The 24,087-nt window shown below is 33.3% G+C and carries 21 protein-coding genes; 9 read left to right on the forward strand and 12 right to left on the reverse strand.

The genetic code is table 11. The features are described from left to right. Positions 1-183: 183 nt before the first annotated feature. The 11 genes from Q5N74_RS15540 to Q5N74_RS15590 all read right to left on the reverse strand — a co-directional run bounded on the left by Q5N74_RS15540 (position 184) and on the right by Q5N74_RS15590 (position 14,653). Positions 184-2,184, reverse strand: a complete 2,001-nt coding sequence (locus Q5N74_RS15540) for a DUF349 domain-containing protein (protein ID WP_304389901.1) — start codon at positions 2,182-2,184, stop codon at positions 184-186. A 105-nt stretch (positions 2,185-2,289) separates the two neighbouring features. After that, complete coding sequence (locus Q5N74_RS15545; protein ID WP_304389902.1) at positions 2,290-3,030, reverse strand: shikimate dehydrogenase; 741 nt, start codon at positions 3,028-3,030, stop codon at positions 2,290-2,292. After that, complete coding sequence (locus Q5N74_RS15550; protein ID WP_304389903.1) at positions 3,023-4,042, reverse strand: DUF368 domain-containing protein; 1,020 nt, start codon at positions 4,040-4,042, stop codon at positions 3,023-3,025. Before Q5N74_RS15550 ends, Q5N74_RS15545 begins: the two co-directional genes overlap by 8 nt. Then, positions 4,042-4,962, reverse strand: a complete 921-nt coding sequence (locus tag Q5N74_RS15555; RefSeq protein ID WP_304389904.1) for a DUF368 domain-containing protein — start codon at positions 4,960-4,962, stop codon at positions 4,042-4,044. The genes Q5N74_RS15550 and Q5N74_RS15555 overlap by 1 nt, the downstream gene beginning before the upstream one ends. 52 nt (positions 4,963-5,014) lie before the next feature. Continuing rightward, complete coding sequence (locus Q5N74_RS15560; protein WP_304389905.1) at positions 5,015-6,403, reverse strand: tetratricopeptide repeat protein; 1,389 nt, start codon at positions 6,401-6,403, stop codon at positions 5,015-5,017. 162 nt (positions 6,404-6,565) lie between these two features. Further along, the gene (locus tag Q5N74_RS15565; RefSeq protein WP_304389907.1) at positions 6,566-7,744 is read right to left on the reverse strand and encodes an aspartate aminotransferase family protein; all 1,179 of its coding nucleotides are present in this window, start codon (positions 7,742-7,744) and stop codon (positions 6,566-6,568) included. A gap of 46 nt (positions 7,745-7,790) precedes the next feature. After that, positions 7,791-9,914 (reverse strand): OstA-like protein, encoded by a 2,124-nt coding sequence (locus tag Q5N74_RS15570; protein ID WP_304389908.1) that lies wholly within the window; start codon positions 9,912-9,914, stop codon positions 7,791-7,793. Positions 9,915-10,024: 110 nt separating this feature from the next. Next, positions 10,025-11,299, reverse strand: coding sequence for an adenylosuccinate synthase (locus Q5N74_RS15575; RefSeq protein WP_304389910.1), 1,275 nt, complete (start codon positions 11,297-11,299; stop codon positions 10,025-10,027). A 12-nt stretch (positions 11,300-11,311) separates the two neighbouring features. Then, entirely contained in the window at positions 11,312-11,764 is a 453-nt protein-coding gene (locus Q5N74_RS15580) for a Fur family transcriptional regulator (protein ID WP_304389911.1), read from the reverse strand. A 26-nt stretch (positions 11,765-11,790) separates the two neighbouring features. Further along, a complete protein-coding gene (locus Q5N74_RS15585) occupies positions 11,791-14,010 on the reverse strand; it encodes a bifunctional (p)ppGpp synthetase/guanosine-3',5'-bis(diphosphate) 3'-pyrophosphohydrolase (protein ID WP_304389912.1) in 2,220 nt (739 codons plus the stop codon). A gap of 70 nt (positions 14,011-14,080) precedes the next feature. Further along, complete coding sequence (locus Q5N74_RS15590) at positions 14,081-14,653, reverse strand: non-canonical purine NTP diphosphatase (RefSeq protein ID WP_304389913.1); 573 nt, start codon at positions 14,651-14,653, stop codon at positions 14,081-14,083. A gap of 122 nt (positions 14,654-14,775) precedes the next feature. On the opposite strand from Q5N74_RS15590, the gene raiA reads away from it, so the two are divergent. Continuing rightward, positions 14,776-15,075: a ribosome-associated translation inhibitor RaiA gene (raiA, locus tag Q5N74_RS15595; protein ID WP_304389915.1), complete on the forward strand. Its 300-nt coding sequence runs from the start codon at positions 14,776-14,778 to the stop codon at positions 15,073-15,075. A gap of 15 nt (positions 15,076-15,090) precedes the next feature. Here the strand turns inward: raiA and rlmH are convergent, their stop codons facing one another. Next, a complete protein-coding gene (gene rlmH / locus Q5N74_RS15600) occupies positions 15,091-15,564 on the reverse strand; it encodes a 23S rRNA (pseudouridine(1915)-N(3))-methyltransferase RlmH (RefSeq protein ID WP_304389916.1) in 474 nt (157 codons plus the stop codon). 128 nt (positions 15,565-15,692) lie between these two features. Between rlmH and nadC the strand changes: the two genes are divergently transcribed. The 8 genes from nadC to Q5N74_RS15640 all read left to right on the forward strand — a co-directional run bounded on the left by nadC (position 15,693) and on the right by Q5N74_RS15640 (position 23,988). After that, the gene (gene nadC, locus Q5N74_RS15605) at positions 15,693-16,553 is read left to right on the forward strand and encodes a carboxylating nicotinate-nucleotide diphosphorylase (RefSeq protein WP_304389917.1); all 861 of its coding nucleotides are present in this window, start codon (positions 15,693-15,695) and stop codon (positions 16,551-16,553) included. A gap of 100 nt (positions 16,554-16,653) precedes the next feature. Next, positions 16,654-17,595, forward strand: a complete 942-nt coding sequence (locus Q5N74_RS15610) for a YihY/virulence factor BrkB family protein (RefSeq protein WP_304389919.1) — start codon at positions 16,654-16,656, stop codon at positions 17,593-17,595. Positions 17,596-17,888: 293 nt separating this feature from the next. Beyond that, positions 17,889-19,172 carry a hypothetical protein gene (locus tag Q5N74_RS15615; RefSeq protein WP_304389920.1) on the forward strand — a complete coding sequence of 428 codons (1,284 nt, stop codon included), beginning with the start codon at positions 17,889-17,891 and terminating at the stop codon, positions 19,170-19,172. A 55-nt stretch (positions 19,173-19,227) separates the two neighbouring features. Continuing rightward, positions 19,228-19,713, forward strand: a complete 486-nt coding sequence (locus Q5N74_RS15620) for a hypothetical protein (RefSeq protein WP_304389921.1) — start codon at positions 19,228-19,230, stop codon at positions 19,711-19,713. Between the two features lie 16 nt (positions 19,714-19,729). Further along, positions 19,730-20,686 carry a DUF6175 family protein gene (locus Q5N74_RS15625; RefSeq protein ID WP_304389923.1) on the forward strand — a complete coding sequence of 319 codons (957 nt, stop codon included), beginning with the start codon at positions 19,730-19,732 and terminating at the stop codon, positions 20,684-20,686. Between the two features lie 19 nt (positions 20,687-20,705). Next, entirely contained in the window at positions 20,706-21,644 is a 939-nt protein-coding gene (locus Q5N74_RS15630; protein WP_304389924.1) for a hypothetical protein, read from the forward strand. A gap of 101 nt (positions 21,645-21,745) precedes the next feature. Further along, positions 21,746-22,780, forward strand: coding sequence for a hypothetical protein (locus Q5N74_RS15635; protein ID WP_304389925.1), 1,035 nt, complete (start codon positions 21,746-21,748; stop codon positions 22,778-22,780). 2 nt (positions 22,781-22,782) lie between these two features. After that, on the forward strand, positions 22,783-23,988 hold the full coding sequence (locus tag Q5N74_RS15640; RefSeq protein ID WP_304389926.1) for a T9SS type A sorting domain-containing protein: 1,206 nt from the start codon (positions 22,783-22,785) through the stop codon (positions 23,986-23,988). Positions 23,989-24,087: the final 99 nt, after the last annotated feature.

Raw genomic sequence — 24,087 nt, forward strand, 5'->3', positions numbered from 1 at the left:
TATATTTGAAAACAGGATTAAACTATAAATAATCTAACCCTGAAATTTTGAACTTACACAGATTTTAGGATAGTGTCAAACTATAACTTATAAAGGGCATTTTAGTTTAAAACGATAAGCGCACTTGTTAAAAATAAAAAGGCTTGGTTTTAACCAAGCCTTTTTATTTAAAGTTGTTTGTAATTAATAAAGTTCTTTAATTTTACTAAGCTTACTTTTCCAAAGTTTTAAATTTTCTTTGTGAGCTTTTATGTTATTATGAACTTCTTTTACCAGCGGATTATCGTCATCAACATTTGTGAAAAATTGCAAATTATTTTCTAATTGATTAATTTGACCTTTAACTTCATCAATCTTTTTTCTGATAAAGTAACGCTCGTTGTCTAGATCTTTAGTGTTATCTGAATCACTAATGGCATCAAGTTTGTTTTCAAACTTAATCATTTCCACTTCGTTTTTATCCATTTTAAGGCTAGTTAGAAAATCTTCAATAGCTTTATTAAACTTGCCTTCTATATAACGTTTATCATTAGGTACGCGCCCTAACTCTTTCCATAGGTTAATGTGGCCTTTTATAATTTCTACATCCTTTTCTTTATCGCCAACTGGTTTTAAAGTTTTTAATGTTTCTAATAGTGTTACTTTATGGTTAAAAGCATCTAGGCTTTCTTTATTTGCGGCATTCCGCGAAGTGTTCAATTTATCAAAATAAGAATTACAGGCAGCTTTAAAACGTTTCCAAATTTTATCACTGTCTTTACGTGGTACATGTCCGATTTTTTTCCAATCGCTCTGAATTTTTTTCATCAAAGCGGTGGTTACTTCAAAGTCTTCATTGTCTTTGTTGTCTTCGGCAATTTTAATTAGTTCCTGTTTCTTTTGAAGATTGGTGTATTGGTCTTTTTTAAGATCTTTATAAAAGGCGTTCTTTTGTCTGTTAAAAGTTCGTACCGACTCTTTAAACTTAGCCCATGTACTTTCGTTTACTTTACTAGGCACTTTACCAATATTAAAAAACTGCTCTCTTAATGCTTCAATCTCCTTAATTTTCTTTTGCCAAGCATTGTGAGAGTTTGAATCTTGTGCGTTTATAGCATTAATACCTTCAATAAGTTCAAGCTTTTGCTCAAGGTTTTTTTCATAAACCTTATCTATATCTTGATAATAAAGTTGACGTTTATCGTTAATTTTTTTGGTAGCTATTTTGAACTTTTCCCAAATAGCTTCTCTATACTCTTTATCAACAGGTCCAAGTTCTTCTTTCCACATTTTATGAAGTTCTTGTAGCTCTCTAAAAGCACGCATCACGTTATCGTCTTCGGCTAACTCTTCTGCACGTTCAATTATTAATAATTTACGTTCTAAGTTATGCTTAAAGTCTAAATCGCGAAGGTCTCTATTAAGGTGCAAAAAGTCATAGAATATTTCTACGTGGTGGTGGTAACTATTCCAAGCATTGTTGTATTTATCTCTAGGAATAGGCCCTGTAGTTCTCCAACGTTCTTGTAATTCTTTAAAGTGCTTGTAAGTAGTATTTATGTTTTCTTCAACATTAATTAAGCCTTTTAATTCTTCAATGATTTGTAATTTATCGGCTAAATTTTGTTTTAGATTTTTCTCTAAATTTTGGTAGTGGTCGTTTATCTTTTTACGGTACTCGTTGTAAGCTTCTTTGTAGCGTTTTTGTATGGGAGAAACGTAGAAAAAATCTATTTCATTACCACCATCATTTAAAAACTCTTCTTTCTTTTCGTCTAAGAGGGCTTGAAACTTGTCTTTAAACTCATTATTAATACCATCAACATGCGATTTTATAGCTTGAACTTTTTCGCCTTTAATAAGTCGTTCTAGTTCAATGGCAAGCGCTTCTAACGACATGGTGTCGTATGCTTTTACTTCAATAGTATGTCTATCTTTGTTGCCTTCATCTTCAGCGTCTTCAGCATTAGAATCTTCAATCTCATTTAAAACTTCGTCGTTATTGTTGTCTGTACTCTCAGTAGGAGTGGTAGTACTTTCATTTGTGTCAATAGATTTTTCTTCTGAAACAACAGTGGTCTCTTCCGTTTTAGACGAATCTGTTTCTATTGATGCTTTCTCTTCTATGATGTTATCCGAATGTTCCACATTCTTATTAACTTCTTCTTCTCCTTCTGCGTTTGGCAGGTTATTTATATCAGACATTTTAAAAATGTTAGGGTTCTTTAATGTTCTTTAAAGTTTAAAGATACTAACAAGTCTATTATTTACAAAGTACTATATCGGGTTTTAATGCTTTGAGGGCTGTAATTAATATAAATTCCAGATAGCCCAAGCTTTTTCAGCCTGTAATTTCAGCATATTAAGTCCGTTAATGGTTGTGGCTTGCTGTTCTTTACCTAATCTTAAAAACTTAGTTTCTTCAGGATTGTAAATTAAATCAAATAAAACATGATCGCTAGTAATGGCTTGATATGGTATGTTTGGGCATGCTTCCACATCGGGGAAAGTACCTAGTGGGGTGCTGTTTATTATAATTTGATGATTTTTAATAACGTCTTCCGTAAGCGAATCATAAGTAAAACTAATGCCTTCAGACTGTGTTCTAGAAACATAGTGATAAGGGATGCCCAATTCTTTAAACGTGTAGGCAATGGCTTTACTAGCGCCTCCAGTCCCTAAAATCAGGGCGCTTTTATGATGTGGTTTTAAAAATGGTTTTAAAGTTTTTTTAAACCCATAGCAGTCTGTATTATAGCCAACTAATTTTCCTTTTTTTGTTATTTTAATAGTGTTTACCGCACCAATGGCTTTGGCCTTTTTGTTTATTTTGTCCAGAAAAGGCATCACAGCTTCTTTATAAGGAATGGTAACGTTTAAACCTTTTAAATTTGGGGTGTTTTTTATTATGGAAGGAAATAAATCGATTGTTTCTAGATCGAAATTCCCGTATTCTGTATCTGTGATTTGTTCTTTTTCAAACTTATCTTTAAAGTACACTCTAGAGAAAGAGTAGGATATGTTTTTGCCTAAAAGCCCTAATTTATTCATTAACTTTTCTGGTTTTTTGTCCGTAATATTCAAGTGCCAAAACTATAGCAATTCCGAGGAAAATAAAAGCGATTGCGTAATAAGTATTACTATTTAATGGTGGAATATAGCGTTCGTAGTTTAGTACTACTTTTGTTCCGGTAGAATCTAATATATGTGTGCCATTTTTTGTTAGTTTATAGATGGTTTCTTTCCAGGGCCAAACCACACCTAGTGAACCTACTATAAAACCAATAATGGCCGAAAGCGTAATGCTTTTATAATGTTTTAGAATGTAACTTAAAATGTGGGAAAACGTCACTAAACCTGTTACCGAACCTAAGGTGAAAACGGCGAGAACTTGAAGCATTCTAATACGTTCGACGTTGTTAATAAATCCAAAATCTCCACTTACTATTTCATAAAAAGTATCAGATAAGGCGTTTACGGAATCGACTAGTAATAATACGTAATTCCCTAAAAGAATGAGAATAAAGGAGCCCGAAAACCCAGGTAATGTCATCCCTGAAACACTTATAATACCACAAAAAAACACAAATAGAAGGTTGTCGTTTTCTTTCGCAGGGTTTAAAAAACTAATACTCAAGCCAACCAGAATCCCTAAGGCTAGCGAGGTGTATGTTTTATAATTCCAATCTCTAAAATCTTTGTTTATGTAATAAATCGAGCCTATAATCATTCCGAAAAACACACTCCAAATATAGAGTTCATAGTGTTTTATAAAGTAATCGAGTACTTTGGAAACACTAAAATAGCTTACAATCATTCCGAAAATGAGCAAACTTAAAAAACGTCCATTTATATAGGTGTAAAAGCTTTTAAAGCGTCCGTTAATGATTAATTTAAACGCTTTTCTGTTTACTTTTTTAAGTGAATAAATAAATTCTTCGTAAAAACCAGCAACAAAAGCAACAACACCTCCAGAAACACCAGGCACTTTATTTGCAGCCCCCATTCCTAATCCTTTCAGAATTAAGAATAATTTATCTTTTAGTGTTCTGGTTTTTTCCATTACTCTTTTTTAGTGCCTACTTTCTCTAGAATAAAAATAGTTAAAAAACCAAGAATCACTAAAATTATTGCATAGGTGAGCATATTATCTCCATCAAATGATAAAGGTGATACGCTTTCTTGAAGCAACGGACTTTTTATTCCTTTTGAATTGGTATGCCAAGTTAAGGTTCTTTTCCAAGGCCAAACTTTGTTTAACGATCCGAAAATAAACCCAGTAAGTAATGCTAAGGTTATGTTATGATAATTTTTAAAAAGCCATTTTAAAATATGGCTAAAACTGAGTAAGCCAATTACGGCTCCGGTAACGAAAATGATTATTTTTTTTATATCAACATCATGAATGGCGTCACTTAAGGTTTTATAAGCACCAAGAATAATCAAAATGAAGGAGCCAGAAATACCCGGTAAAATCATGGCACAAATAGCGATGGCGCCAGCAAAAAATAAGAAATATGGGCTGTTATTAGTCGCTAGAGTAGGAAGCATGGTAATATAAAATGCGAGACCAGTACCTATAATTAAGGCAATGATAACGGGTAAATTCCATTTTGTTATTTGTTTGCCTACAAAGTATATGCTCGCAATTATTAACCCAAAAAAGAAAGACCAAATTAATACGGGATGATTTTCTAGTAAGTATTTAGCAATTTGCATAAAAGAAACAAAGCTAATTATGATACCGCTTAAAAGAGCGAGTATAAAATTACCGTTGGCTTGGTTCCAAAAGGCTTTGAGCCCTTTGCTAAAAAGTGTTTTAAAAAGTGATGCATTTACATTACTAATGGTAGAAACTAATTCTTCATAAATTCCAGAAATAAAGGCGATAGTGCCTCCAGAAACTCCTGGAACTGCGTCGGCAGCTCCCATTGCTAAGCCTTTAAGGGAAATTACGGCATAGTCTTTAAAACGTCTTTGCATAGTTTGATTTTTAACCTAAAACCAAAGGTATGGATTTTAGGTTGACGTTTTACTATTGATTTGTTTTTAGCAAATTTTTAACGAGTAATTTATTGGCGACGTCTGGGAAAAGTTCATCAATTATAAACGTGTATTCTTCATTATAACGTAAACCGTTTTTTAAATGAAATAAGCCTTTGTCATTTTCATTTAGTGAGAAATTTAAGCCCGCAAGTCTGTATTCAATTTCAGCATTTTCAGGATAGAAATCTAACGCTTGCTCAAAATTAAAAATAGCAGCTTCAGGCTCACCCAATTTAATTAATAAATCGCCGCGAGAGAGCCACGTGTTTAATTCGTAATTACCTAGTTCTAATGTTTTTTTAAATCCGCGTTCGGCTTCTTCAAAAAGGTTTAAACGTTGACTTATTTGGGAGTATAATTTCCAATAAGTTACATTTTCAGAATCAATATTAATAGCTTTATTTATGTAATAAAAAGCTTTTTGGTAGTTATGTTTTCTATTGTAATATCGGGTTATAGCAATCCAACCTTTATCTAATAAGGGGTCTTCGTGAACCGTTTTATAGAAATATTGAACAGCTAGATCGTCGTTTTTTAGTTTCTCATAACAGAAGCCAATACGCAATAATGCAAACGATGTTGGTTCGTCTAGTGTTAAAGTAATGGTGTAATTTTCTATGGCTTCCTCAAAACGTTTTAATTTCTCTAATACTTTACCACGTTCTAAATAGGCTCCAACAAAAGTATCATCGGAAATGATAGCGAAATCGAATGCCGTTAATGCTTTTTTGTAGTTTTTAAGTGTGTAATATTGTTTTCCTAGTTGGTGCCATGCTACTTCGCAATACGGGTTTTCATCTAAAAATGTGTTTAGATATTCGATAGCTTGCTCAGTTTGATCTAAAAATTCAAAGCAATAAATAATATTATAGAGTGCCGAATAATCTTCAGTGTCTTCTTCTAAACACTTTTTGAAGCATTCTTTAGCTTCTTCAAACTGGTCTAGAAATAAGTGCTCCATACCTATAAGTGAGTATAGGTCGAGTACGTCATCAGTCAGTTCTAGGGCTTTCTTCAAAACTTGAATAGCCTGTAAGTGATCATCTTTTTTAGAAAAAATATTAGCCTTTTGAATGTAGATTTCTTCATTCATTGGGTCTAAATTATATAGTTCATTCAATAACCTATCTGCATCAACAAGTTTATCTTCAAAAACATAAATTTCAACCTTGAATAGCCTTAAATTAATAGAGGTTGGGTGTTGATCCAAACCTAATTTTATAGCTTTTTTAGCTAAGGCTATTTTACCTTGATTAAGATAGTGGTGAATGATGTTTTCAAATTCTTCCGAATCGAAGAATAAAACATGATTAGTTTTTAGCATCGATTCAAACTTGGTTAATGGTAAATCGTTATTGTCATCATGACTAAACTCCATAAGCACATTTGTAAAGTTCTACTTGAATAAATTTAAGGTTCTATTCTTTGATATTGGTCGTAATAGTTAAATCTTTTTAACAAAGTAATGAACAGTTTTTATGAAAAGGGTTTTTAAACGGTGTTTTCGACTGTATTTCAGTGTATTGTGATATTCTTGTTGCTATTGAATTTTATTCAAAACATCCATGATAATTGAGCACCCTTCTATAATTTCATCGTTTGATATGGTTAAAGGTGGGGTAATTCGAATGGCTTTGGGTTCGAAAAGCAACCAAAAGAGTATCAGCCCTTTATCTTGACACTGTAAAATGACTTCATTTGTTATATCGGCAGACGGGGTGATAATGGCAAGCATAAGGCCTTTCCCTCGAACAGCTTCTATTAATGGATGCACTAAAAGTTTACGGAATAACTGCTCTTTTTCTAAGGCTTGTGCCATTAAGTTACTTTCAGTTATTTCTTTTAATGTAGCAAGTGCCGAGGCTGCAATTACGGGGTGACCACCAAAGGTTGTGATATGACCAAGTTTGGGGTTGTCTTGAAGTAAATTCATTAATTTACGAGATGCTGTGAATGCACCAATAGGCATGCCTCCTCCTAAACCTTTTCCTGTAACCAAAATGTCTGGAATACAGTTGTAGTTTTCAAACCCAAAAAGAGTACCTGTCCTGCCCATTCCTGGTTGAATTTCATCTAAAATTAAAAGAGCTCCAACAGCATCGCAGCGCTTTCTAACCTTTTCTAAATAGCCGTTTTCAGGTTCTATAAAACCAGCACCTCCTTGTATAGTTTCTAAAATAACACCTGCGGTTTTTTTTGTAATAGAGTTTAAATCTTCTTCATTGTTAAAAGTGATAAACCGAACATCTGGAACGAGTGGTCTAAAAGCTTGTTTGCGCTCTTCGTAGCCCATCACACTCATGGAACCCATAGTATTGCCATGATAGGCGTTTTTGGCTGAAATAATTTCAGTTCTGCCAGTGGCACGTTTAGCTAGTTTTAGAGCGCCTTCAATAGCCTCGGTTCCCGAATTTACTAAATAGGTGCTTTCTAATGGATATGGTAAATTTTCAGCTAATAATTTGGCAAGTTCTACAGCGGGTTTCTGAATGTATTCGCCATAAACCATGACGTGTAAATACTTGTCAAGTTGCTCTTTTATTGCACTAATGACTTTGGGATGGCTGTGGCCTAAAGGGGTTGCCGATACACCGGCAACAAAATCTAGATATGCTTTGTTGTTTGTGTCATATATATAACTACCATTAGCGTGGGATACCTCCATGGCTAATGGGTGTGGGGTTGTTTGTGCTTGATATTTGTGGAAATTGGAAGTCATTGAATATGAGAAATCTTTTTAATTTTATTAAAAGTAATAAATTGATTTAATGAATTAATTCAAATAATTCGGCATTCCAAACAGAAAATTTATCTGTTGATTGTATGTCATTTATAAAAAATCTAATCCAATCATTGTCTTCTTCTTTCGTGCATTTCAATGTGTATTTTACCCATTTTGGAGTAAGTTCAATATTCAAAACTTTATATCTTGTGTAGTCGCCTCCATATTCTTCTAACCCAATATTAACATTGCCAGTACCTTTAAGCCATACCGATAAAATAAAAGTGCCTGTGATTTTTTCTACTACTTGTAATATGTATCCATCACCCATTCCTTGACCGGTAATGGTTTCGGCATTTTGTTTTCCTTTAGGGTTCATTTCGTTATTGGACTTGATAACTAATGCGTCTTTAACCCATGAGTTGGAGTCAAGTTCTTCAGAGGACAATAATAAATTAAGGTCGTCATTTATCTTTTTATATACATTTCCACCACCCAATTTAATGCGTTCCAGTAATTCATCATCAAAGAAATTGTCTTGTGGAATATAATCATCTAGGCCTTTAATAACGGGTAAAACTACTGGTTCATCATCTTTAAAAAGATCCTCAACACTTAGTGGGCGTTCATCTTCGCGCCAATCAAAACCTTTGAGGCGTCTTTCTTTTTCTGGGTATTTTGATTCAGGGTATAAGTTACCGTCAATTTGATTAGATCGGGTGTATTCTTCAATATCACCTTCTGTAAATACAATAGAGATGCTACCAGAGCGTGCTTTATCTATACCTATAAGTTCTTGTTTGTCATTACGTGCATAAAAAATAGATTCTGCATTTTTAACAATGTCTACTTTCTTTAGTGAATTTTCATCGTTAAATAGACCGGTTAATTTCATTCCGAAAATTTGATTAAAACCAGTCTTACTAATAGTATCCTTACTTATTACAAATGCATTGTTAAATACGAGGAGTGAATCTAGTTTTTCTGTTTTTGGGTTGGAAATTAAGTGAATGGTGTCTCCAGTCATTTGGTTTTCAATATTCCAAAGGATGGGTCTTCGTTTGGTTGAGAATACATCTTTTGATGATAAGCGTTCTAAATTAATAAGCTTCGTAATCCCTGTGTTTTGGTCAGAATGAATAGAGTCTGCTTTTCCACTTAAATCCGATTTAAAAATTTTAGCATTATAAAAAGCCCTAACAATACGATGATCTGGTTTGCCTGTCATCATTATTTTATCGGCATGCATGTAAATGGAATCATTCTGTTGCTTAGTTGCAACTAAAGCGCGTTTAGTTATAAATAGTGAATCTTGTGCTTTAAAAACTTCAGCGTAATGGCCTCTTGCGATACTGTGATTTACAGTGTCGGTTATTCTAATGTTATTGGTTGCGGATGCAAATTTTGTGGTATCATCAAAATACAAACTATCTCCCTGGATGATGCGGTTGTTATAATGGATTTCAGATTTTTTTACTGCATGGCCTTTTTTGTTTTTGGTATCATAAAACCCTTTTTCGGTATATGTTTTACTTTCGGCCGTTATTATAGTTGAAGGTCCAAATAGGTACGTATAACCTGTATCAGAATAAAAATCGAAGTAATTAGAGTTAATGGTTGCATCTTTATTTACCAGAACAACATCATCAACAAATTGGTATTTTTTTTGTTCCATGTAATACCTTCCAACTCTACTCGTAATGGTGCCCGAGGTATCTTTTACAACGGTACCTCCGTTTTTATAAAAAGCCTGTTGTTTAATACGATCAAAATACAAAGTATCAGAAGAAATGGTTGAATTTGGGTCTTTTAACGTTACATTTCCACTTGCGAAAGCCAGCTGTGTAATACCACTATATTCAATATATTTAGAGGTCATGTGTATGGTGTCTCCTTGAACTAATTTCACGTTGCCATAGGCTTCAATGAAGTTTTCAGCACTATAATAAATAGCCTTATCACTCCACATATTAATGCTGCCTTGCATAATGTGTACTTGCTGCGATTCATCACGAGTTAAAATTCTGGCTCCTGGATAGTTTTCTTCTTCAATATCTAACCTACCAGCATATACAATTTCAATTTTCTTTTTTTCTTGGGAATGACTAATTCCAATGGAAAATAAGCTTAATAAAATGACGATATATAAAAATGATTGTTTGTTCAAAATAAAAAAGTTTGTCGCAAAAATAACGATAATTATAATGTATAATTGTTATAAAGCAAAAAACGCTCCAAAATTAATTTGAAGCGTTTTTTAATATAATTAGATGTCTTTTATTTTCTAAAAATAGTCTGTTTTCTATCTGGGCCCACAGAAACTATGGTGATAGGGATTTCTAATTCTTTTTCTAAAAACGCGATATACTCGTTTAGCGCTTTTGGAAGTTGAGAAGCATCAGACATACCCGTTAAATCTTCTTGCCAACCATCAACTTCAACGTAAACAGGTTCCACATTTTCTGGTTCAATGTTATAAGGGAAATGTGTAATAACTTCACCTTTGTATTTATAAGAAGTACATACTTTTAAAGTTTTAAAACCTGAAAGTACATCACCTTTCATCATCATTAATTGGGTAACCCCATTAACTTGACATGCATATTTTAAGGCTACTAAATCTAACCAACCACAACGTCTTGCACGGCCTGTAGTTGCACCAAATTCGTTACCAACACGACTCATAGTTTCACCATCTGTATCAAACAATTCGGTAGGGAATGGCCCAGAACCTACACGCGTAGTGTATGCTTTGAAAATTCCAAAAACCTCACCAATTTGGTTTGGAGCAACTCCTAAACCAGTACAAGCACCGGCTGCAGTTGTGTTACTAGATGTCACAAAAGGATAGGTTCCAAAGTCAATATCTAATAAAGAGCCTTGTGCGCCTTCAGCAAGTATAGATTTTCCTGTTTTTTGTGCTTGGTAAATGTATTCTTCTGAATCGATAAATGTTAAACTTTTTAAAACATCAACAGCCTTAAAAAATTCAGCTTCAAGTTCAGCTAAATTGTATTCTATATCTACATTGTAAAAAGCAATCATAGATTCATGCTTGTCTGCCAATGCTCTGTAACGTTCTTTCCAGTCGCTTAACTCTAAATCTCCAACACGAATACCGTTTCTACCGGTTTTGTCCATGTAAGTTGGTCCAATACCTTTTAAGGTAGATCCAATTTTTGCTTTTCCTTTAGATGCTTCGCTAGCAGCATCTAATAAACGATGCGTTGGTAAAATAATGTGTGCTTTACGCGAAATAACTAAAGATTTTCTGTAATCTACATCTTGAGCTTCAAGTTTGTCTAACTCCCCTTTAAAAATAACAGGGTCTATTACAACACCGTTACCCACTAAATTAGTAGTCCCATCGTGAAAAATTCCAGATGGAATGGTGTGTAATACATGTTTTTTTCCATTAAAAACTAATGTGTGTCCTGCATTAGGACCTCCTTGAAAACGTGCTATAATGTTATAGTTCGAGGTAAGTACGTCAACAATTTTCCCTTTGCCTTCGTCTCCCCATTGTAGTCCTAGTAGTAAATCTACTGCCATTGTAAAAAAAAGTTATTTAGTTGATTTTCTATTTCCGTAGAAATAAAGTGAATGATTATTAATTTCGATATCGAAAATTTCTTCGATTGTTTTTTTTATGGATTGAATTCTTGGATCGCAAAACTCTATAACTTCCCCCGTATCAGTTAAAATAACATGATCGTGTTGTCTGTCAAAATACGATTTTTCGTAATGTGCCTGGTTTTGTCCAAATTGATGTTTTCTAACCAATTTGCATTCAAGAAGTAATTCTATGGTATTGTAAAGTGTCGCTCTAGAAACACGATACTTTTTGTTTTTCATGTTAAGATATAGAGATTCTATATCGAAGTGTTCTTTATTGTTATAGATTTCTTGCAGTATAGCGTATCTTTCGGGCGTTTTTCTGTGTCCGTTATTCTCTAGAAAGTTAGTAAAAACAGTTTTTACTATCTCTTGATTTTTAGTTTCTGCGTTTTCATCCATAATTTCGTCGCAAATTTACACTTTTTTTACAGTCTAGTAACCTTATCTATACCATTAATTTTTTTAAGTTTATCTAATAGCTTTTTTAAGAGGGTATTATTTTTAACGACTACATTAATTTTTCCTGAAAACAGGCCGCCTTCACTTTCAAAACTAATGCTTTTCATGTTTACGTGCATGTTCTCTGAAATTATTTTAGTAATGTCGTTAACCAATCCTATATGGTCTATACCGGTAATTACAATTTGCGCTAAAAACTCTTGCTGAGAAGAATCTGCCCATTTTGCAATCATTATTCTATATGCATAGTTCGATTGTAAACTTAATGCATTTGGGCAATTTTTTTTATGAACTTTAATCCCTTCAGAAACGGTTAAGAAACCAAAAACATCATCTCCAGGAATTGGGTTGCAGCAACTTGCTAGTTTGTAATCTAGTTTTTCTTCTTCTTTTCCAAAAACTAGCGAATCATAATTAGTGGTGATTTCTTCTCTTTCAATTTCTTCCTTTTTAATGGTTGTTTTTCTAGAGATTTTACTTTTTATGAAACTCATTAACGCATTGCTTCTTGAAGACGCATAGTCTTTAAGCATGTTGTTATCTATGGTGCCAATGCCAACTCTATAAAATAAATCTAAACTGGTTTTAATTTTGAAAAAGCTTACCAATTCGTTTATAGAAGCTTCGTTAAGGTTTACTTTTAATTGTTTTAATTTACGGCGTAGTATTTCTTTACCATCTTCAGCAATACGCTTTTTGTCTTCCTTTAAGGCCGATTTAATTTTACTTCTAGACCTTGCTGTTGTGGCGTAATCGAGCCAATTTGCATTTGGTTTTGCAGTATCAGATGTTATAATATCTACCTGGTCGCCACTTTCTAGAATATGATTTAAGGGAACTAACTTACCATTTACTTTAGCTCCGCGGGTTTTCATACCAACTTCGGTATGTATGTTAAAGGCAAAATCTAATGAAGTTGCTCCTTTTGGTAATGATTTTAATTCGCCAGCAGGGGTGAATACGAAGATTTCTTTGGAATATAAATTGAGTTTGAATTGTTCAACAAAATCGACAGCATTGGTGTCTGGATTTTCTAGTGCCTCTTGCAATTTGTTTATCCAAGCTTCTAAATTGTCTTCTTTCTCACCTTCTTGTTTATATTTATAGTGGGCCGCATACCCTTTTTCGGCAATTTCGTTCATACGCTCACTACGTATTTGAACCTCTACCCAGCGCCCTTTTGGTCCCATTACCGTAATATGCAGGGCTTCATAACCTGTAGATTTTGGCGAAGAAATCCAGTCACGTAACCGAATAGGGTTGGGTCTAAAATGATCGGTAACTATAGAATATATTTTCCAGGCTATAAATTTTTCAGTAGCAGGTTCGCTTGCGTAGATAATTCTAATGGCGAACTTATCATAAACTTCATCAAAAGAAACACCTTGCTTTTGCATCTTTTTTCTGATGGAAAAAATAGATTTCGGACGCCCTTTTATAGTGTATGCTAAACTTTCTTTATTTAGTGAGTTTTTTATAACCTCACTAAATTGTGATATATATAGGTCTTGTTCTTCCTTACTTTCTTTTATTTTGAATACAATATCATTGTAAACATCAGGATCGGTATATTTTAAACTTAAATCTTCAAGTTTGGTCTTGATGTTATAAAGGCCAATACGATGTGCTAAAGGCGCATAAATATATAAGGTCTCAGAAGCTATTTTTTCTTGTTTGTCTGGTCGCATCGAATCCATGGTTTGCATATTATGCAAACGGTCTGCGATTTTTATAATGATAACGCGTACATCATCATTAAGTGTGAGAAGCATTTTTCTGAAATTCTCAGCTTGTAAAGACACGTTCATGTCCTTTTCTTTACTTAACGAGGATATTTTGGTAAGCCCTTCAACAATAGTTGCGATGATTGGTCCGAATTGGTGTTCAATATCCGAAATTTCATAAGCTGGGTTGTCTTCAACCACATCATGCAATAATGCAGCAGCAATAGATGTGGCATCTAAGCCAATTTCTTGGGCTACAATTTTAGCAACAGCAATGGGGTGAAATATGTAGGCTTCACCAGATTTTCTGCGCTGGTCTTTATGTCCGTCTAGTGCAACTTCAAAAGCTTTACGAATTAGTTTTTTATCATCATCAGTAAGCGTTGTGTAACTAACTTTTAATAACTCTTTGTAGGCTTTGGTAATGGCTGCATTCTCTTTTTCAATAGCTTCCTCTGTCATAATTTAAAAGTAACATAAAGAATATTAACAACCAATAGTATTTATAAATTTTATAACGTTTTTTTAGTGGTTAGGAATTTAAAAAAGCAACCAGTTGTAATACCGCTTTCCCTCTGTGTCCTATACTGTTTTTAAGATTTAAATCCATTTCGGCAAAGGTTTTATCGTGACCATTAGGTTTGAAAATGGGGTCGTAGCCAAATCCTTGTTCGCCTTGTTTTGTTTTGGTAATTTGTCCTTTACAAATACCTGTAAAGCTATGTTGTTGGTTGTTAAGGTGTAATGATATAACGGTTTTGAATTGCGCATTTCTATTGGGCTTGCTTTTTAGCGATTCTAATACTTTATTCATGTTGTCGCTATCGCTGCGTTGTTCGCCAGCATAACGTGCCGAAAACACACCAGGTTCACCGTTTAAAGCGTCAATTTCCAAGCCTGTATCATCAGCAAAACAGTCATAACCGTAATTTTCTTTAATATAATTAGCTTTTTGAACAGCGTTCCCTTCAATAGTATTTTGAGTTTCTGGAATATCTTCAAAACATTCAATATCTTTTAAACTAAGTAGTTTAATGTGGCTAGGGATTAAAGCTTGTACTTCTTTAAGCTTATTTAAATTATTGGTTGCGAAAACGATTTTCATGATTTTTAAGTTTAATGCCAAAATTAATAGGAATCATTTTAAAAATTTGTATTTTACATGATAATAATCAACTAATATTTTAGGGGCTATTTGAAATTTATAAATTAATAAAACGAATAAATATGACAGTAAATTTTCAGTATGTAGGTGTTGATGTAAGTGAAACGTTATCAGCTTTCACCGAAGAAAAATTAGAAAAACTATTTAATAAATATGAGTTTTTAATAAGTGCGACTGTTTTTTTTAAACAAGATGAAAATAAACACGACACAGGTAAAATATGTAATATAGAACTAAGCTTACCAGGTCCAAGAGTTTTTGCGACTTCTACCGAAAGGAATTTTGAAGTAGCTGTAAGAGCAACTATTAAAGATTTAGAACGCCAATTACAAAAACGAAAGGAAGTTTTAAAAGCACATTAATTCAATTGACAATTACTACCGGTGGTGGTAGGGTTCATTTTTTAAAATAGTAAAGCCTCTGTAGAGTTGTTCAATAAAAAACAAGCGAATCATTTGATGGGAAAATGTCATTTTAGATAGTGATAGTTTCCCATTTGCTTTGTTATAAACATCTTGCGAAAAACCATAAGGGCCTCCAATAACAAACACCAATTGTTTGATTCCAGAGTTCATATGTTTTTGTAAATACTCGGAAAAACCAACAGAATCTTGTTGTTTTCCGTTTTCATCCAGTAAAATTAAAACATCGGTGGCTGTTAACTTATTTAAAATAAGGTCGCCTTCTTTTTGTTTTTGCTGGTCTTCACTTAGGTTTTTCACCTTCTTTAAATCTGGAATAATATCAATGGAAAACTTAATATAGAAGCCTAATCGCTTGGTATAGTCGTCCATAAGCGATTGTAAATCTTTATTATCCGTTTTTCCTATGGCAATTAATTTGATGGTCATAATGGCAAAATTACTACTTAGTATTTATGAATAATGAATTTAAATATGAAAATTTTATAAAATTCATAAATGTAAAATTTAAATAAGTAAATCAATTTCTTATTTTTGTTGCAAATCAACCTAATATTATGATAACACAAGAGCAATTTGATCAAGAAGTCAAGTCAATTATTTCTAACGCTATTAGAGAGGATGTTGGAGACGGCGATCATAGTTCATTAGCATGTATTCCAGATAATGCCAGAGGCAAGGCTAAACTTTTAGTAAAAGACAAAGGTATTATTGGTGGTGTTAACTTTGCTAAAAAAGTTTTTGCATATGTTGATAAAAACTTAAAGTTAGAAGTTTTAATTGAAGATGGTACTGAAGTAACCTATGGAGACATCGTTATGTATGTTGAAGGATCGTCGCAATCTATCTTAAAAGCAGAACGCACCGTATTGAATGCGATGCAACGTATGAGTGCTATTGCCACAAAAACAAAAATGTTTGTTGATTTGTTAGAAGGTACTAAAACGAAAATATTAGATACTAGAAAAACAACACCAGGTATTCGTGTGCTTGAAAAATGGGCAGTTAAAATTGGTGGCGGTGAAAACCACAGGTTTGCTTTATATGATATGATCATGCTAAAAGACAACCATATCGATTTTGCTGGAGGTATTACTAAAGCTGTTGAAATGAGTAAACAGTATTTAAAAGATACAGGCAAAGATTTACAAATAATGGTGGAGGCTAGAAATTTAACCGAAGTTGAAGAAATTTTACAAAACGATGGCGTTTTTAGAATTTTACTTGATAACTTCGATTATGAAGATACTAAGAAAGCTGTGAAATTAATAGGTGATACCTGCCTTACGGAATCATCTGGTAACATTAACGAAGCAACCATCAGGCATTATGCAGAATGTGGTGTAAACTATATTTCTTCAGGAGCTTTAACGCATTCTGTTCATAACATGGATTTAAGCTTAAAAGCGATTAAGTAGTTTAACTTACTATATATTTTAATGTCAGTATAATCTAGTTTTATTATACTGACATTTTTAATTTTAATAACTTTGTCTTGAATTTTAACGTAAATTATTAATGACAAAGCCCCTTGACGAAAAACTCGATAAAATTCCTATTGTAAATGTTTTAGTTCGTTTTTTTAAACGGGCTAAATTACCAGGTCTAGACGGTTTATCGTTTTACGATTTATTCGAACTTTATATTACGGGTATTGTAAAAGGCGCGTTAACTACACGAGCAAGTGCTATTGCCTTTAGCTTTTTCATGGCTTTGTTTCCTTTTCTACTTTTTGTTTTAATCGTGATACCTTATGTGCCTATAGACGATTTTAAAATTGAGTTTCTTCGGTTTTTAGAATCCTTTTTACCATCAAGTACCTCCGATTTTTTCTTTGAAAACATTTTTGAGGGTATCGATAATTCGCAACGTGGTGGGTTATTATCATCTGTATTCGTGTTATCTATTGGCCTTATGGCAAATGGTGTTAATGCGTTGTTTTCTGGGTTTGAAAACTCATACCATGAACAATTATCTAGAAACGTATTTCGTCAATATTTATACGCGTTAGGGGTTGCTCTAATTTTAGCGTTTTTACTAATAATTACCATCGCAGTATTGGGGTATTTCCAAATTTTTGTTGTGCAAAAGGTGTTAGATGCTTTAGATAATAAAGGGTACGATGTTGCAGAACAAAGTGTTTTTTGGTTTAATATGGCTAAATATGTCTTTTTTGTATTAATAGTGTATATAGCCACGGCAACCATGTATTATTTTGGAACAAAAGAGGGGAAATTTTCTAAATTCTTCTCGGTAGGCGCTGGGTTTACAACGTTTTTAATTATTCTTTTGTCTTATTTATTTGGTATTTATATTGAAAACTTTGGACAGTATAATAAGTTATATGGCTCTATTGGAGCGCTTTTAATACTTATGATCTATTTGTGGCTTAATGCTAATATTTTATTACTTGGGCACGATTTAAATGCATCTTTGAATAAATTGCGTAAAAGGAGTTAACTTGCACTTCCTCATATTCAATCTTCGTTATCAAACTGAATGGTTCAAACTTTAGCTCCTGTGTTTTAGCTCGATAATTTATATCTGTAAATTCAAAAAACGTATCGTATTAATATTTAAAGGATTGTCGTAAAAATATCCGCGAAAAATTAGTTTCAGTTATTTTAGCCTGTTTTTTTACACTAATATTAATATTATTATTTAAACTGTAGGAAAAAATCGATAAACTACGTAGGGGTGTGTCGTATTTATTTATAGCTTTACAGAGCTATTAATCAATTATACCTCTCATTATGAATTCATTAAAAAAAGGGATAGTTCTTTTTATTCTTACGTTTTTCTATTATTCACATTCTCAAGAAACTTTTACTGATGTAAAATATAAGCGAAGTTCACTCTGTACTCTAATGGTGAACGATGCTTCTAGAGAGCATAGCGAAATTATACAAAATACATTTGAAAGTGCCCCCATTCCAGAAAAGTTTAACAATCATATTTTAAGTCTAAGAACCGTTCCGAAGGTGGATACTACATTTGTTGAAACGGAGGATGAACCAGTTGAAGAAAAAAAAGGACTGTTATCTAAACTACCAAAGATAGGTGGTCAAAATAAGGAGGCAAAAGAAAGTATTCAAAGAGGGATTTACAGCTATTTGAATGAAAATGATATTGCTAAACAAATTGTTTCTAAATGGTTTAATAGAAGTGAAAAGGGCGGGTTTAATATGAATTTAATCTCTGAAAGAGGCTTGTATAATGCCACGGATTTAGATATTAAAATCGCACATAATACTGAAAGGGGTAAAGCTTTGTTGGCAGATGCTGGTGAACAATTAATAAATAACACATTTGTTATTATTACCGATTTTAAATATACCAATAAAGAAGAAGTGGCAGCAAAGGCGAAAGGTTTACTTTCAATGGTGTCTACTTATACAGGTAACAGTGAAGTTGCTAATATTGCTGATGTAACTTCCGTAGGTGTTGGAGTTATGGGGAAAGGTTATATCATAAAAACAACTGCTTACTTATATAAACTAGTTTGGAATGAAGAGGTAGCTTCTGTTTTTTATAATGATTTTTGGACGGATGATTCGTCCTTGGATTTAAATAAGAAGAAGGCCTTTGATGCGACCGATATTTTTAAGCTTGAACTTGTTGGAACTGAATCCTCTTTGGCAGATGTGCAAAGTACAGTTCTTACAAAAAAATCAAATGAAGATTTAATTGCCACGGCCACCGTAAGAGCAATAGATAATGTTATAGCTAAACTTCAAAGAGAATATGAGGTATTTAGAACCAAATCGCCATTATTAAGTGGAGATCCTATTTCTGCAAAGGTGGGATTAAAGGAAGGAATTGAAAAAGGAGATAAGTATGAAGTGTTAGAGCAAGTTATTAATAAAGATGGAGTCACCGAATATAAGCGTGTAGGCGTTATTAAGGTTGACAAAGAGCAGATTTGGGACAATAGGTATCTAGCTGATGAGGAGAGTCCCTCTGAAATTATGTATACTACTTTTAGTGGTTCACAGAATAAATATTATTCTGGAATGCTAATCAGACAAATAAATTAACCAACTAAATATCTATAATATGAAACTAAAAAATTGCTTAGTAATTCTAGCTTTCATGATGTTTGCGTTAAAAGGCAATGCACAATGGAAAAATGAAAAAGCCAATAAGGATACTGAAATATTCCGGTATGATATAGAATGTGAAGGTATTGCTAAATTGGGATCTAAACTTGTCAAGGTATGGTCGTATTCCAAAAATCCTAAACATGCTATCTCACATGCAATGAAAAATGCAGTACATGGTATTATTTTTAAGGGCTTTGGCGGCGGCGGTCAAGGCTGTACATCTTTTAGTCCTTTGTTGAAGTCTGCAGAAAACGCTTCTAATCATGAAGCATTTTTTGACGCTTTTTTTGCTGATGGTGGTGAGTATCTTAAATACGTATCTGCTGCCACAGATGGCAATATTGCTCCTGGTGATAGACTGAAAATAAGTAAACGAGAGTATAAAATTGGTGCTATTGTTAATGTACAAACAGATATGTTAAGAAAACGACTGGAGGAAGAGGGGGTTATAAGAGGTTTGACGTCTGGTTTTTAACTACAAAAAGAAACACATGAAAACACATATACAATTAAATATAACATATTGCCTGTTTTTTATTAGTGTCCTGGCGTTTGCTCAGGCTAAAAAGCCAACACTTATGGTGGTGCCAAGTGATGCTTGGTGTATTAAAAATGGGTATGTAATGAATTTTGATGACCAAGGGACCATGGTTCAAATACCAGATTATCAAAAAGCCTTTCAACAAAATACCGATATACTTTTGGTTATCAGTCAAATTAATGGCATGATGGCTGATAGGGGGTTTCCTTTAAAGAATATGGAATCTACTATTAAAACATTAAAATCCAATTCAGCAGAAGATAATTTACGTAGCTCTAAGGATTCTGGTAGTGATATCTCAGAAAGTCCTATTGATGCCTTAAAAAAAGTAGCGAAAGCAGATATTATTATGCAGCTTACATGGAGTGTTAATTCCACAGGGCCTAAAAAGTCGGTAACATTTAATCTTCAAGGTTTAGACGCGTATACCGATAAGCAAATAGCTTCAGCCGCAGGTACAGGAGCACCCTCTTTTTCTGCAGAATTACCCGTGTTGCTTTCAGAGGCAGTTTTAACTCACATGGATAAATTCACCGAACGCTTACAAGCTCATTTCGACGATATGTTTGCAAACGGTAGAGAAATTATTGTTCGTGTTCAAAAATGGAATGATTGGGATGGTGATTTAGAAACGGAATTTGATGGGGAAGAGCTCGGTTTTGTTATTGAAGATTGGATGGCTAGAAATGCAGTTAAAGGGCGTTTTAGTACCACGGATATGACTGAGAATATGGCCCTGTTTGAGCAAGTTAGAATGCCACTAGAAAGTGAAGAAGGCAGAGCAATAGACGCAAGACGCTTTGTAAACGAATTGAGTAAGTTTTTAAAAAGCGCGCCTTATAACATACCTAATAAATTAGTAATGAAAGGACTTGGTAGAGCCACCGTTATTTTAGGAGGCAAATAAACTATTAAAACTAATACAGATGAAAAAAAAAATATATAGTTTCATGCTTCTTTGTTCGTTTACATTGGTGGCTCAAAATAATGTTAATTATGATGGTATTTTTTTAGGCTCCTACATTCCGCAACAATTAGAAAGTGTCCCAGCTTATGCACAAAGCATGTTGGCAAATAAACTGAATCAAATTATAACAAAAAACGATATTGGTCAAGGGGGGTATGATGCCCAATTTATAATAACTCCTAATATTATAGTGTTAAGTAAAGATATTGTGCCTACGGCACCACCCAGCGTTGCTTTAAACTTAGAAGTGACACTTTATGTTGGTGACGGGATTTCAGGTACGCTTTTTACAAGTGAATCTATTCAGGTTAAAGGTGTTGGAACGAATGAAAATAAGGCGTATATGGCGGCCATAAACCAAATAAAGCCGAAAAATCAAGCATTACAGAATTTGGTATCTCGAAGTAAAGACCGGATTATTGAGTACTATAATAAAAACTGTAGCGTGATTATAAATCGAGCTGATGCACTAGCAGCACAAAATAAATACGACGAGGCGTTAGTAGCTTTGGCTGGTATACCTGAGGTTAGTACCTGTTTTAATTCAGTAAAGACCAAAATAGGGCCAATGTATGTGAAAGCTATAAACATAGGTTGTAAGCGAAAACTTAATGAGGCTAAAAGTATCTGGGCTGCCAACCAGGATCTAAGCGCTGCTAATGAAGCTGGTTCTATTCTGGCCTTAATCGAGCCTGAGGCAACATGTTTTCCAGAAGTGCGATCACTTTATCAAGATATTGCGCAACGTATTAAGGCTAAAGAATTATTAGATAGAGATTGGGAATACAAGCTTAAAGAGTTAGATGTAGAAAGGTCCAGTATTCAGGCAGCTAGAGATGTTGGTGTTGCATATGGTTTAAACCAGCAGCCTATTTATAATATTAGAGGTTGGTATTAGTTTTTTTAATTAAAACTACTATAGAGTAATTCCCTGAAAAATGCTCCCTAAAAACAGTAAATGGCATTTTAAAATTGGCTATTAATTAATAATTATATACAATGAAAACAAAACATTTACTTTTAAGTGCGGCATTAAGTATCGCTAGCTTATGTCAGGCACAAAACACAATTACTGTTGATAACTCGGTAGGCAGTAACGCGCAATACTCAAATTTGCAAAGCGCCATTAGCGCAGCAAGTAGCGGAGATGTTATTTATATACACCCTTCTGAAATTAATTACGGAAATGTTAATATAGATAAAGAGATAACCTTAATTGGATATTCACACCTGGGTACAGAAAAACAAACACTAGTTACCGATATTGTTTTACTAAATAATGCTTCCAACAGTAAATTTAGTGGACTTCATTTAACGGATGATTTTTATACAAATAACACAAATGTGTTAAGCGGTATTATAGTTGAAAACTGCTATATTAAAAGTACTATGACGTTTAATTCTGCGGGGGTTGATGATATTATAATTAGAGGAAATATAATTTATCAAATAGGTACTTCTGGTTTAAGTTCAACGAGTAATAACTTTACAAATGCTATTATTTCTAATAATATTATCTTGTATTATATAGGCTTGAAAAATCATCAATCAGTTACCATTAAAAATAATATTTTTCTAGGGCCTTACCCTGCTTTTGCAATTAATAATGCGAATGATACAACAGGTAGTATAACAGTTCAAAATAATATTTTTTATTATAATACTAATAGTAATTTTGATCCCAATTCGGCTGGAGTTGTTTTTGAAAATTGCCTAAGTTATAATATGGGTTCAGGAAGTATTACTGCCTTGGCAGGAACGAATAATATAAACGATCAAAATCCTCAGTTTGTAGAAAGTAACAATAATAGCTTATATGAAGCTGAAATGGACGACTATCACCTTCAAGCGGGTTCATTAGCAATAGGTTCCGGTGCAGGAGGAGTCGATATGGGGCTTTACGATGGGAGCCCATTTGTATTTAACAACCTTGGGTATACCAATGGGATTCCTACGGTTAAAATCACCAATATTACAGATAGAATTGCACCGGGAGCTAATTTAAGTGTAACTATCAATACAAATGCTAATTAAAAATGAAACAGGTTTTAATTTATACCTGTATATTACTATTTAGCTTTTATGGAACGGCTCAAACCATATCGTCTGCGGAGTATTTTTTTAATACAGACCCAGGTGTTGGTAATGGTGTAATCTTAGCTGTAAATAGTAATACGGGGCAGTTAATACAAACTTTTTCTATACCTATTACGAGTTTAACAGATGGCTTTAATAGTCTGTATGTTAGAACATTTAATAGTAGTGGTAAATGGAGTTTATATGACAGGGAACGTTTTTATATTAAAAGATTTATAACGACGAACATAACGTCTGCTGAATATTTTTATAATACAGATCCAGGTATTGGTAATGGTACGGCATTAACAGTAAATAGTAATACGGGACAATTAACACAAACATATTCGATACCTATTACCGGTTTAGCCGACGGTTTGAATAATTTGTACGTTAGAACTTTAAGTAGCAATGGAGATTGGAGTTTATTTGATAGACAACACTTCTATATTAAAAATTTTAATTCTGTTGATGTAACCGCGGCAGAGTATTTCTATAATTTGGATCCTGGTATTGGTAATGGAACAGGATTAGCTGTTGATGCCAATTCAGGGCAGTTAACACAAACATTCTCTATACCAGTTACTGGATTAACGGAGGGGTTTCATAGTTTTTATTTAAGAACTCAAAGTTCTTCTGGAAAATGGAGTTTGTATGATAGACAAATCATCTATATTAAAGATTTTGATTTTTCACCAGACGAAGTTTCAAATGCAGAATATTTTATAGATAGTGATCCTGGTGTTGGAAATGGTACGGCGGTTGTGTTTGGTAATCCTTCAGAAAAATCACAAGTTCTAAGCGTAAATTCGGCAGGTTTGGCAGAAGGAGATCACGTATTTTATATTAGGGTTCGAGATACGAGCGGTGACTGGTCAATTTACGATACAGCTTTATTTAAAATAGACGGTTCTTTAGGTGTTGATGAAAGTTTTTTTAAATCAACAATTATTCATCCAAATCCATTTTTAAATACTATTGAGTTGTCTTCTTCATTAAATATTCCTTTTGAGAAGGCCTTTATTTATGATTTTAATGGAAGAAAAGTTTTCGAGAGTACTTCAAATCTTAACAAGATAGATTTGGGTTTTTTATCATCAGGGGTTTATATCTTACACCTGAATAGCCATAATCGTTCGGCTAGTTTTAAAATTGTTAAAGAATAATTTTTACAAGGAGTAGTTGTTTTATAAAGGATCACCTTTTACGGTGGTCCTTTTTATTATAAACTAAGTTAGTTAGGGTTTTAGAAGTTTGTATTTTTG

Origin of the sequence: Mariniflexile sp. AS56 (genome assembly GCF_030552475.1) — a bacterium.
Classification (GTDB): Bacteria; Bacteroidota; Bacteroidia; order Flavobacteriales; family Flavobacteriaceae; genus Mariniflexile.